The organism is Rhizobium sp. FKL33, from assembly GCF_005222915.1.
In the GTDB taxonomy this organism is placed as follows: Bacteria; Pseudomonadota; Alphaproteobacteria; order Rhizobiales; family Rhizobiaceae; genus Rhizobium_E.
The window spans coordinates 82,156-95,965 of record NZ_STFX01000007.1; the positions used below are offsets into that span (position 1 = coordinate 82,156).

Sequence of the window (13,810 nt, forward strand, 5' to 3'; positions counted from 1 at the left end):
AAGGGAATTTTTAACGCTTATCAAAGCAACCGCTTCAACTGCAAAAAACAGCCCGCCGCCAGAAAGCCGATTCCCGCCATGACTCCGAGCGCCAGCGTCGGGCCGGACCAATGCATCAGCAGCGAAAAGACATAGGGCGCGGCCGCCGACGCGCCGAGCCGCCAGCCGGACATGCGGCCGGTGATTTCGCCATAACCGTCCGAGCCGAACAGCCAGAGCGGCAGCGCGCCGGCGGCGATGGAGTTGATGCCGGAGCCGATGCCGAGGCAGATGGCGAAGAGGCCCGCGCCGATCAAACCGCCGCCAGAGACCAGCAGCACCACAACCGCGCTCGCCATGAACAGGCCAGATAGAAGCGACAACGTCAGCGGGCTGAGCCGGGCGCCGAACACCATGTTGATCAGCCGGCTCAGCACCTGCGAGGGGCCGAACAGCACGCCGATCGACACCGCCGCCGCCCCCAGCCCGAGCGCCGTCAAAAGCGGGACCATATGCACCAGCATGGCCGACAGCGTGAAGCCTTGCAGCGTGAAGGCAGCCGCAGCCAGTCGATAGCCCATCGCCCGTTGCTGATCCTTGAGCACGCCTATCACTTTGGCGGGCCCTGATCGAACGTCGCCGCGGGCGGCTTCGGCGCGCCTCCGCAGGACCACGAACAGATGCGCCGGCGCACAGAGGCCGAGATTCAGCGCGGCAAACAACAGATAGACCTCGCGCCAATCGAGATTCCCGTGCAGCCAGGTGGTGAAAGGCCAGAACAGCGAGGACGCGAAACCCGCCATCAACGTCAGATAGGTGATGCTGCGGCCGGCGACGCGCGGCGCGATCTCGACCAGCGCCGCAAACGCCGCCTGATAGAGCACGAGGCCCGCGGCCACTTCCGAGGCCACGACGCCGACCCCGAACACAACAGGATTGGGAGCGAGCGCAGTCAACGCCAGCAACATTGCCGAGACCACGGAGCCCCAGGCCATCATGCGGCTAGCGCCGAAACGGTCGAGCAGCTTGCCGATCCAGGCCGAGGCGAAGCCGCCCGCCATTAGCGCGGCGGAGAACAGGCCGAAGACGACATCGTCACTCCAGCCGAATTCGCGGCCCATATCGGGCGCGAGAATGGAAAAGCTGTAATACAGCGTGCCGTAGCCGACGATCTGCGTCAGGCCGAGAATGGCGATGATCAATTTCGGCAGGCCCTCGGCCTGAATGTTGAGGCCGGAGGCCGCTACGCTCATAGAGATTTCAGCGTCACCCGCTCCTCCAGCTTTTCCGCCGCTTCTTTCCGCTCGCTGTAACGATCGGTCAGATAGGGGGATATATCACGGGTGAGGAGCGTAAATTTCATCAATTCTTCGCATACGTCGACCACGCGTTCGTAATAGGACGACGGCTTCATGCGTCCGTTCTGGTCGAATTCCGTCCAGGCCTTGGCGACGGAGGACTGGTTGGGAATGGTGATCATCCGCATCCAGCGCCCGAGAATGCGCATCTGGTTGACGGCGTTGAAACTCTGCGAGCCGCCGGACACCTGCATGACCGCAAGCGTCTTGCCCTGCGTCGGCCTGACGGCGCCCACCGACAGCGGAATCCAGTCGATCTGCGCTTTCATGATGCCGGTCATCGCGCCATGCCGCTCCGGGCTCACCCAGACCTGGGCTTCCGACCATTGCGACAATTCCCGCAATTCCTGCACCTTGGCATGCGTCACCGGCGCGCCGTCGGGCAAGGGCAATCCTTCGGGATTGAAGAAACGCACTTCGGCTCCGAAATGGGTCAGCAGCCGCCCCGCCTCTTCGGCAAGCAGGCGACTATAGGAGACCTGCCGCAGCGAACCGTAGAGGATCAGGATGCGCGGCTTATGCGTCGAAAACGGTCGGCGCAACGCATCGAGATCCGGCATACGCAGATGCTCAGGCGCGGCCGCGGGCAGATCGACGGCGTCAGGCTGGGCTTGCGGATCAGACAAGGCGCTTCCCCTGCTCATCCAGGATCAACTCGCCGTCTTCCTTGGCGAAGGGGCCGGTGAAAGTGTCGGGCAGGATGTCCAGCGCCTTCTCGGACGGGCGGCAAAGGCGCGTGCCGAGCGGCGTCACGACAAAGGGTCGGTTGATCAGGATGGGATGCGCGAGCATCGCATCGAGCAATTGATCGTCGGTGAGCGCGGGATTATCGAGACCGAGTTCCGCATAGGGCGTTCCCTTCTCGCGGATCGCCGCGCGGACGGTCAGCCCCGCATCAGCGATCATCTTCACGAGTTCGTCGCGGGATGGCGGCGTCTTGAGATATTCGATCACGGCGGGGGCGATGCCCGCATGCTCGATCAGCGCCAGCGTGTTGCGCGAGGTGCCGCAGGCGGGGTTATGATAGATGGTGGCAGTGAAGCTCACACTGTTTCTCCCATGGGTTTTTCAGGATGAACGGGGCGCTCGGCGAACAGCCAGCGGCAGAGCGCCAGCGCGACAAGGGCGCCGATCAGTTCGGCGAGGATGAAGCCCGGCAGGTCGATTGGACGGATGCCGGAGAATGTGTCGGTCAGCGAGCGGGCGATCGCCACCGCCGGATTGGCGAAGGATGTGGACGCGGTGAACCAGTAGGCCGCGGTGATATAGAGCCCGACCAGCGTCGGAATCTGTTCGGGCCTGTGACGCAAGCCGCCGAGAATGGTGATCACCAGCCCCGCCGTCGCAACCACTTCGGCGAACCACTGCGCGCCGCCGGTGCGAACTGTCGCGGAGGCAGCCAGGAGCGGCAGATCGAACATCAGATGCGCAACCATGGTCCCGGCGACGCCGCCGAGGATCTGCGCGCCGACGTAAAAGCAGGCGTCGCGGGCGCCGATCTCACGCCTGACAAGGAAGATCAGTGTGACGGCCGGATTGAAATGCGCCCCCGAGATCGGCCCCAGCAGCGTGATCAGCACGAACAGGATCGCCCCTGTCGGGATGGTGTTGCCGAGCAGCGACACAGCGACGTCATCGCTCAGACGGTCGGCCATGATGCCGGAGCCGACCACGGTGGCGACGAGCAGCGCCGTGCCAAGCGTTTCGGCGACGAGGCGACGTGAAAGATCGGTCATGGATCACACGGCCTCGGACAGGGAGCGGCCGATATCGCGGACGCGGCCCTCGGTCGTCAGCCGATCGAGGCTGGCGAGCGGCAGGCTGACAAAGGCGTTGACGCGGTTGCCGAGCATGCGATGCGCCTCGGCGAAAGCCAGACGCTTCTCGCTTTCGCTGCCTTCGGCGGCGGCTGGATCGGGAACGCCCCAATGCGCGGTGATTGGATGGCCCGGCCAGATCGGGCAGGATTCGGCGGCGGCGCTGTCGCAGACGGTGAACACAAAATCCATTTGTGGCGCGCCGTCGGCGGAGAATTCCACCCAGCTCTTCGAGCGGGCGTCGCTGACGTCATAATTCAGGCTGCGCAGCAGATCGAGCGTATAGGGATGCACCTCGCCCTTGGGCTGAGAGCCCGCCGAATAGGCGCGAAACCGCCCCTTCCCGGCGCGATTGAGCAGCGCCTCGGCGATGATCGAACGGGCGGAATTTCCCGTGCAGAGAAAGAGAACATTGTAGATCTTGTCCGTCATGACGATACCCCCATTGTCGGTGCGGATGGAATGCAGCAGGCGGCGGCGTCCAGCGCCGGCGCGCAGATTTCGGGATGGCCGGCGCAGCAGTCGCGCATCAGAAACTGCACGAGCGCGCCGAGCGCAGAATAATTGGCCGTATAGATGATCGAGCGCGAGGCGCGTTCCGAGACGATCAACCCGGCGCGATCGAGTTCCTTGAGATGGAAGGAGACGTTGGAGGCGGAGACGCCGGCGCGCTCGGCGATGTCGCCTGCCGCCAGCCCGTCCTTGCCGGCCACGACCAGCATGCGCACGATGCAGAGCCGCGTCTCCTGCGCCAACGCGGCAAAGGCTGAAAGCGCGTCCTTGTCTTCCATGATTCAACATTCCTATGATTCTTGAAATATTGAATAATGAAAGAGCCCGCCGATGGCAAGCGCCGGCGGGCTTGAACGTCAGATTTTGCGGGTGATCAATTCCGCCACGGCCGACCAGACATGATAGAGCGAGCTGCCCGGCGCCGATTTGGCTATCATTTGACCGTCGAGATCGTAGCAGTCGCGCCAGAAGCCGAGTGGGCCGCCCGCCATATAGGCGTCGAGGAGATCGGCGGCGGCGGCATCTGCGAGCGCGCTGTGATCGCTGTCGGGATTGGCCAGACCGAGCATCAGATGCGCCTTGACCCGTTCCGCCTGCGCCCAGAGGCGGCGGCTTGTCTTGAGCGGCTGTCCGTCCAGGCCGACCTCGTCGATCAGGAAACCGCTTTTCGGGTCTTGCCCCAGCCTTAGCGCCGTGTCGAGAAGGCGCGCGGCGAGGTCCGAATGGTCGTCGCCGGAGAGCTCGTCGTAACGTCGGATCAGCCAGACCCACTCCGCCATATGTCCCGGCTCCAGTCGATCCGAGCCAAGTTCTGACGAAAGATCCCAGAATGGGCCGAAAAACTCTCGCAGGCCGCCGAGGCGCTCATCGAAGAATCGAGACTTGAACAGGCCGAAGAGTTCACCCGCGCGGGCCGCATGACGCGGATCGCAGCCCGTGTCCCACAGCGCGATCATCGCTTCGAAATAATGCATATGCGGGTTCTGCCGCCGCGGCAGCGTGCCCAGATGATCTTCCGCCCAGCCGCCGGCCGGGGCTTTGAACGTGACATCCATGGCCGCCAGCGTCTCGGCGATCGCCTCGTCATAGACAGGCTTGCCGGTGGCCTCCGCGAGCCAGGCCTGCGCCAGGAGCACGCAGGCGTGATCATAGAGATCGCGGACGGGATCGGTGATCGTACCATCCGTGAGGCTTATCGAACGGGCAAAGCCCGGTTTACCATCCGCCACCCAGGCCGTGCGCCGGAGATGGTCATAGGCGCGCTCCGCCTTTTCGAGCCCTCCCTCGGGGCCGACGCCGAGAGACGCCGCCTGGGCATAGACATAGATCTGCCTTGCGGCGGTGCGAATGCGCACGACGCCGCTTCTGTCCTGCGCGCCGTCAAGATCGAGACCTTCGACGAACTGGCCGGCGTTCTCGTCAAACGCCGCCTCAAGCCATTCCGGCAGAATTTTGTCGACGAAATACTGGCGAAGACGGGCGAGAGACATGGAAAATCCTTCGTTGTTGCGAGCCGAAATCTAACTGGACTTTCCTGTCGTCACAATGAACAGCTGCGGACATGGTGAATGCTGCGGCGCAAAAATATTCAAAGCGCCGTCCCTGCAGGGCTGGAACCGGCTTTCGTCCCAGGAGTTTCCGCCTCTGCCCTCTCCCAATGGAACCTCGCTTCATGACGCTCCCCATCGCAACCTACCGCCTGCAGTTTCGCAACGGCATGACCTTCGATCGCGCCATCGACCTCGTTCCTCATCTCAACCGTCTCGGCGTCAGCCATCTCTATTGCTCGCCGATCTTCACCGCCGCCGCCGGCTCCACCCATGGCTACGATATCGCCGATCCCAACGAGATCGATCCGGACCTCGGCGGCCGCGACGGCTTCGACCGGCTGGCCAACGCGCTGAGCGCCGCCAATATCGGCGTCATCCTCGACATCGTGCCCAATCATCTCTCCGCCTCGCTCGACAATCGCTGGTGGCGGAGCGTAGTCGAATGGGGTGAAGACAGCCCCTATGCCCGCCATTTCGACATCGACTGGAGCCAGAAGCTTACTTTGCCCTTCCTGTCGAGGCCGCTCGAGGAGGCGGCGACGCTGGACGAGGCGTATCTCGCTTTCGACAGCGACCGCGGCGCCCTCGCTTTCTCCTTCTATGGCAGCGCCTACCCGCTTCATCCGCGCAGCTATGCGGACGCGCTGAAGGGCTTCGCCGCGCCCGGTCTCGCCGAGATCCTCGCGCTGGCCGCCGCCGCCCGACCCGACAATGAGGCCGATTTCCACGACGCGATGCGGCAGGCGCTCGCCGGCGCTGTCGATCTGAACGCCGACTTGCGGGCCGCCATGTCTCCCGAGAGGCTGGTGGAGATCATCGGTCTTCAGCCCTGGGTCCCGATCCAGTGGCAGAAGGCGGCGAGCGGGCTCAGCTATCGACGCTTTTTTGAGATCACCGGTCTGGTCGGCCTGCGCGTGGAAGACGAGCAGGTGTTCGAGGATAGCCACGCCCTCATTCTCGATCTCATCGAGAAAGGCGTCGTCGACGGCGTGCGCGTCGACCATATCGACGGCCTCGCCGATCCTGAAGCCTATCTCGTCAAGCTCCGCCAGCATATCGGTCCCAACGCTTATCTGGTGGTCGAGAAGATCCTCGAACATGAGGAGCAGTTGCCGAGCCACTGGCCGGTGCAGGGCACGACCGGCTACGAGGTCATCGCCACGACGGCATTGGCGCTGGCCCCCGATGATCTCGCCCCTCTCGATCGCGCCTATGCCGCCCTGACCCAACCGGATTACGATCCCCAAGCCGATTTCGACGAGGCGCGCCGGCTGATGATCGACGTCAATTTCGAGGGCGAGGTCAAGGCGCTCGAACGCCTGGCGCTCGATCTCGCCGTCCGCGAGGAAGACTGTTCGACGCCCGATCCCGACGGCATGAGCCGGGCGCTGCGCGCGCTGCTCGCCGCTTTCCCTGTCTATCGCACCTATGGCTCCAAGGCGGGCCTGAGGTCGCAGGATACGGAGGTGCTGCTCAGGATCTTCGAAAAGCTCTATCGACAGGTCGATCGCGCCGACGCCGCGACACTGCGTTGCCTGCAGGCCATTCTGCGTGGCGACATGCAGCCTGAAAATCTCGACGACGCCATCCGCTTCCGCACCCGCATGCAGCATCTCACCGGCCCGCTGCTCGCCAAGGCGCTGGAGGACACCTTCTTCTACCGCTACCACAGGCTGCTGGCGCTGAACGAAGTCGGCTGCGACCCGTTCATCCAGGGCGGTTCGATCGAGCATTTTCATGCGCGAATGAAGGACCGCGCCCTGCGTCAGCCGAATGGCCTGTCGGCGACCTCGACCCATGACACCAAACGTGGCGAAGACGCCCGCGCCCGCCTGTTCACGCTGGCGGAAGCGCCTGATATCTGGGCCGAGGCGGTGACGCGATGGCGGGACATGAACAAGGGCGCCATCGCCGGTCTCTCTGATGGCACTGCCCCCGAGCCCGACGTCGAATGGATGATCTATCAGGGCCTCGCCGGCGCATGGAGGCTCGGCGAAGACGGCGACAGCGAGACCAGCCTCGCCGCCTTCCGTGACCGCTTCCTCGCCTATGTCGAGAAGTCGGTCCGCGAGGCGAAACGGCGCGGCAACTGGTCCGACGCCGGCAACAACTATGAAAAAGCCGTTCTCGCCTATGCGGAACGGTTGTTCTCGCCCGACGCCGCCGCCTTTCGCGCCGATTTCGAAAAGACGCTCGAACCGTTCGCCCGCGCCGGCCTGATCAACAGCCTCACCCAGACGCTGATCAAACTGACCGCGCCCGGCATTCCCGATATCTATCAGGGATCTGAAGGCCTGGATTTCTCGCTGGTCGATCCCGACAACCGTCGCCCGGTCGATTACGCCGCAATGGAGGAACTCGAAACCTTGCGGCCATCGGCTTGGCCTGAAACGGCCGACGATATGGCGGCCATGAAATTCCGGCTCGTCGCGGAAATCCTGTCGTTGCGAAAGCGCCTGCCGGACCTGTTTTCCGATGGTCACTATACGCCCCTGTCCCTGCACGGCCCGGCCAGCGGTCATGCAGTTGCCTATGCCCGGATATTGGGCAATACGGCGTTGATCGTGATCGCCCCAAGACTGCCGTTTACCTTGATGCGTCAAGGGGAGCCGAAAACGATGTTCGCCGGCACAAACCTTGTTCTGCCTGCAGACGCAGCCGACCTACCCTTCGCGTGTCTCGCGTCGGGACAATCGCTTGAAATAGAGGATGGCAGGGCGTCGCTGAAGCATGCGTTCGATCAAGCTCCCTTCGCCCTGTATCTCGCGACGGCTTGACCGAAAAAGAGTATCGCGAACCGTCGCAACAGACGGTTCGCCTAACCATGCGGAAATGGCCCGAAGCACATCAAAGTGAGGGAGACGCCAGTCCTGCGAGCGGCTGTTGAACGCCAAACGGCATGTTTCGCCGCAACGCTTTCCGCTGCGGTTTGTCAAGCGCCAGACATTCCCGCCGCTCAGGCGACCGGCGCTTCCTTGACCTTACGGGCCGCAGGCTTCTTGGCGCTTGTCTCCGATTTCACCGCCGGCGCCTTCTTGGCGGCGGGCTTTTCGGCGCCGTCCGTTTTCTTGGCGGCGCGCGGTTTGGCGGCCTTGGCGGGAGCGGCGTCCTCGGCCTCTATTTCAGCGACCGCTTGCGACCAATGCTCTTCATGAAGGCCTTCTGGTTGGCCTGCATCTTCCCAGATCTTGTGCGCCCGTTTGCGGATGCGGTCTTCTTTGGTGTCTGCCATGCTGTGAACTCCCCATCGTCGGACTATGTAAGGATATCGTCCCCTTGGCGGCGGGTTCCGCCTGCCGCGGCCGGCTAACGGTTCAAGCCTGAAGTTGTTCCACGCGCGACGACTGCGCTCCAGGTGGAATCGAGCATATTCTAGCAGCTGCGGCATGGAAACACCGGCGCCGCAAAAAGCCAAATTTTGGACAGGAACTTTGCGGCATTGACAGCATTGACCCGCGCATTTACGCCTTGAGCTCCTTTGATCCAGACCGGATAGGCATGACAACTCCCCAATACCTCGCCCTCGGCGTCATCGCTCTCATGATGGCCGTCTTCATCTGGGACCGTATTCGTTACGATGTGGTCGCGTGCGGCGCATTGGCGCTGAGTGTCGTCGTCGGCATCGTGCCCGCTGAGAAGGCTTTTTCCGGCTTCAGCGACGATATCGTCATCATCGTCGGCTCGGCGCTGGTCGTGAGTTACGGCGTCGCCCGGTCCGGCATTGTCGATCTGACCATCAAGCGTTTCTTTCCCAACCTGCAGACGGTGCATGCGCAGCTGGCGCTGCTGGTTCTTTCGGTCGCCATTCTCTCCGCCTTCATCAAGAACATCGGCGCGCTCGCGATCATGATGCCGGCCGCCTTTCAGTTTGCGCGCAAGAGCGGCAAATCGCCCTCGCTCTACCTGATGCCGATGAGCTTCGGCGCCCTGCTCGGCGGCCTGATGACCCAGATCGGCACCTCCCCCAACATCGTCGTTTCCCGCCTGCGTCATGAATTGACCGGCGAGAGTTTCACGATGTTCGACTTCACGCCAGTTGGGGCGACGCTGACGGTGGTGGGCGCCGCCTTCCTGATTTTCTTTCACTGGATCCTGCCCGAGCGCCGCAACGAAAACCCGTCGATCGAGGAATCGCTCGACAGCAAGATCTACTCGACCGAGGCGACGGTCACCGACGAGTCCCCGATCAATGGCAAGGCGCTCAGCGAGCTGCTGCAGTATAGCGATCGTGAAATCGTCGCCACTGCCGTGATCCGCGGTCATACCCGCATGACGCCCTTCCCGGATCTCGTCATGCATACAGGCGACACGATCATTCTCGAAGGCAGCCCGAACAATCTCGACCGCGCCGTATCGGGAGCGAAGTTGAAGCTGCAGGGCTCTCGGGCCCTCGTCAAGGATCGCGCCGATCTGATTTCCGTCGAAGCCGTCATCACCCGGGAGTCCTCGCTCGTCGGTCTCTCAGCCCGGCAATTGTCATTGTCCAACCGTCGCAACGTCAATCTGCTGGCCGTCAGCCGCCAGGGACATCGCCTGTCGGAACGCCTGTCCGAACTCGTGCTGCAGGAAGGCGATGTCATCGTGCTGCAGGGCAGCCGCGCGACGCTGCCGAGCGTGCTGCAGGATTTCGCCTGTCTGCCGCTCGCCCAGCGCGACATCATGCTCGGCGCGTCGCGGCGCGCCTATCTGCCGGTGATCATTCTCGCAGCGGCCATGGCGGCCACGGCGGCCGGGCTTGCATCGGTGCCGGTGGCCTTTTTCTGTTCGGCGCTGGCCATGGTGATCTTCGGCGTCATTCCGCTGGCTGACGTCTACAAGGCTTTCGACGGCCCCATCCTGATCATGCTGGCGGCGCTGATCCCTGTCGCCGACACGCTCAGGACGTCCGGCGCCAGCGAGATCCTCGCCCACCACCTGGGCGAAATTGCCCACACCATGCCGTCTTGGGGCGCGCTCACGCTGATCCTGGTCACAGCGATGGCCGTGACGCCCTTTCTCAACAACGCCGCCACGGTGCTGGTCATGGCGCCCATCGCCGCCTCTTTTGCAACCACGCTCGGCTACAAGCCGGAAGCCTTCCTGATGGCGGTGGCGATCGGCGCGGGCTGCGATTTCCTGACCCCGATCGGCCATCAATGCAACACGCTGGTCATGGGTCCGGGCGGCTATCGCTTCAGCGATTATCCACGACTGGGCCTGCCCTTGTCCTTCATCGTCATAGTGGTCAGCGTGCCGATGCTGCTCTGGGTCTGGCCGGTCAGCTGACCAGTTCCAGATCGACGACGATCGGCAGATGATCCGACGCCTTTCTGGCGAGCGGCGTGTCGATCACCCGCGCCGAAATCGGCCTCAGTCGCTCATTGTGAAGGATATGGTCGAGCCGCAGAAGCGGCAGCCGCGCCGGGAAGGTCGCCAGCCAGCGGCCACCGAGGCGTGGCGCGGCGACTTGCAGAGGTTCGGAAAGCCGCCGAAACGCGCGGGAACTGGGAATGGCGTTGAAATCGCCCAAAAGCAGCACCGGCGCGCGCCTGCAGCAATCATGCCCTATCCAGCCGGGACCAAGCAGCGCCTCGGCCTGCAGCATCCGCTCCGAAGAGGACAGTCCGAAATGCGTGTTGAAGATCTGCATTCTCTGTCCGTCCAGTTGGATTTCTATCCACAACGCTCCGCGCGGTTCGCCGCGTGACGGCAGCGCTGCGGCGCGGTGACGGATCGAGGGCAAGGCGGTGAGGATGGCGTCGCCATAACGCTCATCCTCGACATAAAGAGCCGGGTGGAAATGCGCCCGCATCTTGAGATGCGCCGCGATCGCCTCGGCCTGGTCGATTCCGCCGGAGCGCTTGCGCCCGACATCGAGCTCCTGCAGCGCGATGACATCTGCGCCCGATGCCGCGATTACCTCGGCGATACGTCCGGGATCGTGGCGGCGATCCGAGCCTCGGCAACTGTGAATATTATAGGTGAGCGCGCGCAACACGCGCCGGGAGGGGGGAACCTTCGGCGTCATCATGCGAGGGGAACCCATTGCGGCCGGATTCGTTCCCTTCCGACACTTCAGGAGACCGGCGGTCCATGCTTCTCAAATATCTCGCACGCGCCATTTTCGTCATCGCCGTCATCGGCGCGATCTATCTTCTCGTCAGGACGCTGAGGCAATATTCGCTCGACGACGTGCTGTCCACGCTCGGCGCCATTCCACTCAGCCATCTGGCGATCGGCCTGGGCTTCGCCGCCTGCTCCTACTTCTGCCTCGCGGTCGGCGACTGGCTCGCGACGCGCTATGCCGGCAAGCCGCTCAAGTTCCGCCAGACGGCGCTGGCCTCCTTCGTCAGCCTGTCGATCGGACACAATGTCGGGGTCGCGGCGCTGTCGAGCGGCGCCGTGCGTTACCGCTTTTATTCGCGCTGGGGTCTGGATGGCGAGGCCGTCGCCAAGATCATCCTGTTTTGCGGCGTCACCGTCGCGCTCGGCCTGTCGACGCTGGGTTCGATCGGCATGGCGCTGCGGCCGGAGGACGCCGGCGACATGATGAAGCTCGACACAGGCGCGATCCACCTGCTGGCGGGCGTCTTCGCCATCTTCCCGGTGGTCTATCTCCTGCTCTGCGCCGTGTTGCGCAAGCCGCTGCGCATTCGCTCCTGGAGCATGAAACTGCCGACGATGCGACTGGCGCTCGCGCAGGTCGTTGTGGGCACGATCAATTTCTCCTTCGTTTCGGCGGCTCTGCATCAGATGCTGACCGCCTTTGCGCCCGCAAGCTATCTCAAGGTCGCTGCCGCTTCGATCACCGCCAACATCGCCGCCATCATCTCGCATGTGCCGGGCGGTCTGGGCGTGCTCGAGGCGACCATCGTGCATATCCTACCCGGCGCGTCGTCGATCGCCGCGGTGATCGCGTTCCGCGTGGTTTATTATTTCATCCCCCTCGCCTTCGGCCTGCTCCTCCTGGCCGCGAGCGAACTGACGCTGAAAAACAAGGCGGCGGGCTATCAACCCGCCGCCGCCGAATAGTGTGCGTTTTCTGAAGACACGGAGACTGCGGTTCCGTCTTCTTGCGGTGGAACACCTCGTTACACGTCGTTGCGTTTCTGCGGCGCGGTCAGCCAAGACAGTCGACCAGTCAGCGCATCCCATAGACGACGCGCACCCTTGATCGGCGTGAAGGGCTTGCGCGGATCGACAACGCCGGTGCCAAAGACAGGTCCGGTCTGGCCCTTGCGGACGTCGATATTAAGCGCGCGCAGCCCGCGGGGCTTCACATTCAAGTCTTCGATTGCAGCGATCAGGCTCGCGCGTTCGGTCACGGCGGCGCGCACATCCTGTTCGGCGCAGTCGAGATGTTCCGCCATCAGCCGGTCGCGCAGCGACAGGATCGCACCCTTGCAGGCGCCGCTATCGGCTTCAATCGCAATATCGGATTCGGTGTCCAGACCTTCTGACCGATTGTTGAGGTTGGAGGAGCCGAGCCGGATGAACCGGTCGTCCACCACCACCAGCTTGGCGTGGACGAGGATATCGCATTCGCCGCCGTTGCGATCGGGAACGACGGGAGAAAGCGCCCGGAACCGGCCGTAACGATCGGCGCGCTTCAACCGGCGGATCAGCCGATCGCGATTGGCGCCCATCATCATCTTCTCCAAGAAGCCATGCGACTGCTTGGTGACGATCACCACGACTTCGGGGCCATTCGGCTCCGCAAGCCGTCTGGCGAGCAGCCGGCCGACCTCGAAAGAGGCCAGATATTGAGTCTCGATATATATCGAGTCCTTTGCAGAGGCGAGCGCATCCATGGTCAGGCGCATGGCTTCACGCCGGCTCTTGCGACCGCGGATGCCCGGCTCGGTGCGGGCGAGCGCCACCTCGCAGCCGCCGAATTCATCCGACACGCTATCGGGCCATATAGCCTCTTCGCCCTCAACTAAAACCGGCATGATTTCCTCGCCCATCGCATGGCGCCAGCGTCGTCGAGCCAGATCCCCGATCATCGCCGCCGCCGACCCCGACAGCGCCGCCTGCAGATCATGCACCGGCTCATAGGCTTCGCCCTTCGGCGTGACGCGCAGCGGATTATCGGGATCATGGCGGGGGTCGTCCCAGCGCTTGTGGGTCAGATCGATGCCGCCAATGAAAGCCACCTGATCATCGATCGCGACGAGCTTCTGATGATGCGATCCGCGGATCGCATGCCGGCGGTCAAAGCGCAGATGAATCCGGGGATGCGTCGACCAACTGTTTTCGGAAAACAGCGCCAACGACTTGCCCGAATAGATCGGTCCCATCGCCCAGACCAGAATGCGGATTTCAAGTGCGTCGTTCTGTTCGACAAGGCCGCGAAGCAATTCACCCAAGGTTTCGTTGGGACGGTCGGGACGGAGATAGATATCCGGGTTGAAGTCCCAGCCGACAATCCAGATTGTCCTTCGCGCATTGCGCAGCGCCTCGTCGAGCGCGGTGAAATAGGCGGCGCCATCCACCATGAAGCCGACGCGCTCGGCGACGGCCGAGCGCCAGGCATTGACGCCGACCTTGACGATCTGATCCGGCTCGAATGAGAGGTAATCGGGCTTCTGCATATTGTCTTCCCCTGATCCGC

Annotated in this window: 13 protein-coding genes; 3 read left to right on the forward strand and 10 right to left on the reverse strand. The window is 63.3% G+C overall.

What is annotated here, in order from left to right; all coding sequences use genetic code 11:
- Positions 1-20: 20 nt before the first annotated feature.
- From arsK to E8Q41_RS05325, 7 genes are all read right to left on the reverse strand, one after another.
- Positions 21-1,232: an arsenite efflux MFS transporter ArsK gene (arsK, locus tag E8Q41_RS05295; protein ID WP_137154474.1), complete on the reverse strand. Its 1,212-nt coding sequence runs from the start codon at positions 1,230-1,232 to the stop codon at positions 21-23.
- Positions 1,229-1,981: an arsenical resistance protein ArsH gene (gene arsH, locus E8Q41_RS05300; protein WP_137154475.1), complete on the reverse strand. Its 753-nt coding sequence runs from the start codon at positions 1,979-1,981 to the stop codon at positions 1,229-1,231. The genes arsK and arsH overlap by 4 nt, the downstream gene beginning before the upstream one ends.
- Positions 1,956-2,384, reverse strand: coding sequence for an arsenate reductase (glutaredoxin) (gene arsC / locus E8Q41_RS05305; RefSeq protein ID WP_137154476.1), 429 nt, complete (start codon positions 2,382-2,384; stop codon positions 1,956-1,958). Before arsC ends, arsH begins: the two co-directional genes overlap by 26 nt.
- Positions 2,381-3,073 carry an MIP/aquaporin family protein gene (locus E8Q41_RS05310; protein WP_137154477.1) on the reverse strand — a complete coding sequence of 231 codons (693 nt, stop codon included), beginning with the start codon at positions 3,071-3,073 and terminating at the stop codon, positions 2,381-2,383. Before E8Q41_RS05310 ends, arsC begins: the two co-directional genes overlap by 4 nt.
- 3 nt (positions 3,074-3,076) lie before the next feature.
- Positions 3,077-3,586 (reverse strand): arsenate reductase ArsC, encoded by a 510-nt coding sequence (locus E8Q41_RS05315; RefSeq protein ID WP_137154478.1) that lies wholly within the window; start codon positions 3,584-3,586, stop codon positions 3,077-3,079.
- Positions 3,583-3,945 (reverse strand): metalloregulator ArsR/SmtB family transcription factor, encoded by a 363-nt coding sequence (locus E8Q41_RS05320; RefSeq protein WP_137154479.1) that lies wholly within the window; start codon positions 3,943-3,945, stop codon positions 3,583-3,585. Before E8Q41_RS05320 ends, E8Q41_RS05315 begins: the two co-directional genes overlap by 4 nt.
- A 78-nt stretch (positions 3,946-4,023) precedes the next feature.
- The gene (locus tag E8Q41_RS05325) at positions 4,024-5,157 is read right to left on the reverse strand and encodes an AGE family epimerase/isomerase (protein ID WP_137154480.1); all 1,134 of its coding nucleotides are present in this window, start codon (positions 5,155-5,157) and stop codon (positions 4,024-4,026) included.
- A 182-nt stretch (positions 5,158-5,339) separates the two neighbouring features.
- On the opposite strand from E8Q41_RS05325, the gene treY reads away from it, so the two are divergent.
- On the forward strand, positions 5,340-7,994 hold the full coding sequence (gene treY / locus E8Q41_RS05330) for a malto-oligosyltrehalose synthase (protein ID WP_137154481.1): 2,655 nt from the start codon (positions 5,340-5,342) through the stop codon (positions 7,992-7,994).
- Positions 7,995-8,173: 179 nt separating this feature from the next.
- Here treY and E8Q41_RS05335 read toward each other — a convergent pair whose 3' ends face one another.
- The gene (locus E8Q41_RS05335) at positions 8,174-8,449 is read right to left on the reverse strand and encodes a DUF2934 domain-containing protein (RefSeq protein WP_137154482.1); all 276 of its coding nucleotides are present in this window, start codon (positions 8,447-8,449) and stop codon (positions 8,174-8,176) included.
- 266 nt (positions 8,450-8,715) lie between these two features.
- Here E8Q41_RS05335 and E8Q41_RS05340 point away from each other — a divergent pair, with 266 nt between their 5' ends.
- Complete coding sequence (locus tag E8Q41_RS05340) at positions 8,716-10,482, forward strand: SLC13 family permease (protein WP_137154483.1); 1,767 nt, start codon at positions 8,716-8,718, stop codon at positions 10,480-10,482.
- Here the strand turns inward: E8Q41_RS05340 and E8Q41_RS05345 are convergent.
- Positions 10,475-11,227 (reverse strand): endonuclease/exonuclease/phosphatase family protein, encoded by a 753-nt coding sequence (locus E8Q41_RS05345; protein ID WP_137154484.1) that lies wholly within the window; start codon positions 11,225-11,227, stop codon positions 10,475-10,477. The genes E8Q41_RS05340 and E8Q41_RS05345 overlap by 8 nt on opposite strands.
- A gap of 62 nt (positions 11,228-11,289) precedes the next feature.
- Between E8Q41_RS05345 and E8Q41_RS05350 the strand changes: the two genes are divergently transcribed.
- Complete coding sequence (locus E8Q41_RS05350) at positions 11,290-12,228, forward strand: lysylphosphatidylglycerol synthase domain-containing protein (protein WP_137154485.1); 939 nt, start codon at positions 11,290-11,292, stop codon at positions 12,226-12,228.
- 59 nt (positions 12,229-12,287) lie between these two features.
- Here E8Q41_RS05350 and E8Q41_RS05355 read toward each other — a convergent pair whose 3' ends face one another.
- Complete coding sequence (locus E8Q41_RS05355) at positions 12,288-13,790, reverse strand: phospholipase D-like domain-containing protein (protein WP_137154486.1); 1,503 nt, start codon at positions 13,788-13,790, stop codon at positions 12,288-12,290.
- Between the last annotated feature and the right edge of the window lie 20 nt (positions 13,791-13,810).

Bases quoted from the DNA above. Each gene is read 5' to 3' on its own strand.
- arsK (WP_137154474.1), bottom strand. From the start codon at position 1,232: ATGAGCGTAGCGGCCTCCGGCCTCAACATTCAGGCCGAGGGCCTGCCG.
- arsH (WP_137154475.1), bottom strand. From the start codon at position 1,981: ATGAGCAGGGGAAGCGCCTTGTCTGATCCGCAAGCCCAGCCTGACGCC.
- E8Q41_RS05310 (WP_137154477.1), bottom strand. From the start codon at position 3,073: ATGACCGATCTTTCACGTCGCCTCGTCGCCGAAACGCTTGGCACGGCG.
- E8Q41_RS05315 (WP_137154478.1), bottom strand. From the start codon at position 3,586: ATGACGGACAAGATCTACAATGTTCTCTTTCTCTGCACGGGAAATTCC.
- E8Q41_RS05320 (WP_137154479.1), bottom strand. From the start codon at position 3,945: ATGGAAGACAAGGACGCGCTTTCAGCCTTTGCCGCGTTGGCGCAGGAG.
- E8Q41_RS05325 (WP_137154480.1), bottom strand. From the start codon at position 5,157: ATGTCTCTCGCCCGTCTTCGCCAGTATTTCGTCGACAAAATTCTGCCG.
- treY (WP_137154481.1), top strand. From the start codon at position 5,340: ATGACGCTCCCCATCGCAACCTACCGCCTGCAGTTTCGCAACGGCATG.
- E8Q41_RS05335 (WP_137154482.1), bottom strand. From the start codon at position 8,449: ATGGCAGACACCAAAGAAGACCGCATCCGCAAACGGGCGCACAAGATC.
- E8Q41_RS05340 (WP_137154483.1), top strand. From the start codon at position 8,716: ATGACAACTCCCCAATACCTCGCCCTCGGCGTCATCGCTCTCATGATG.
- E8Q41_RS05345 (WP_137154484.1), bottom strand. From the start codon at position 11,227: ATGATGACGCCGAAGGTTCCCCCCTCCCGGCGCGTGTTGCGCGCGCTC.
- E8Q41_RS05350 (WP_137154485.1), top strand. From the start codon at position 11,290: ATGCTTCTCAAATATCTCGCACGCGCCATTTTCGTCATCGCCGTCATC.
- E8Q41_RS05355 (WP_137154486.1), bottom strand. From the start codon at position 13,790: ATGCAGAAGCCCGATTACCTCTCATTCGAGCCGGATCAGATCGTCAAG.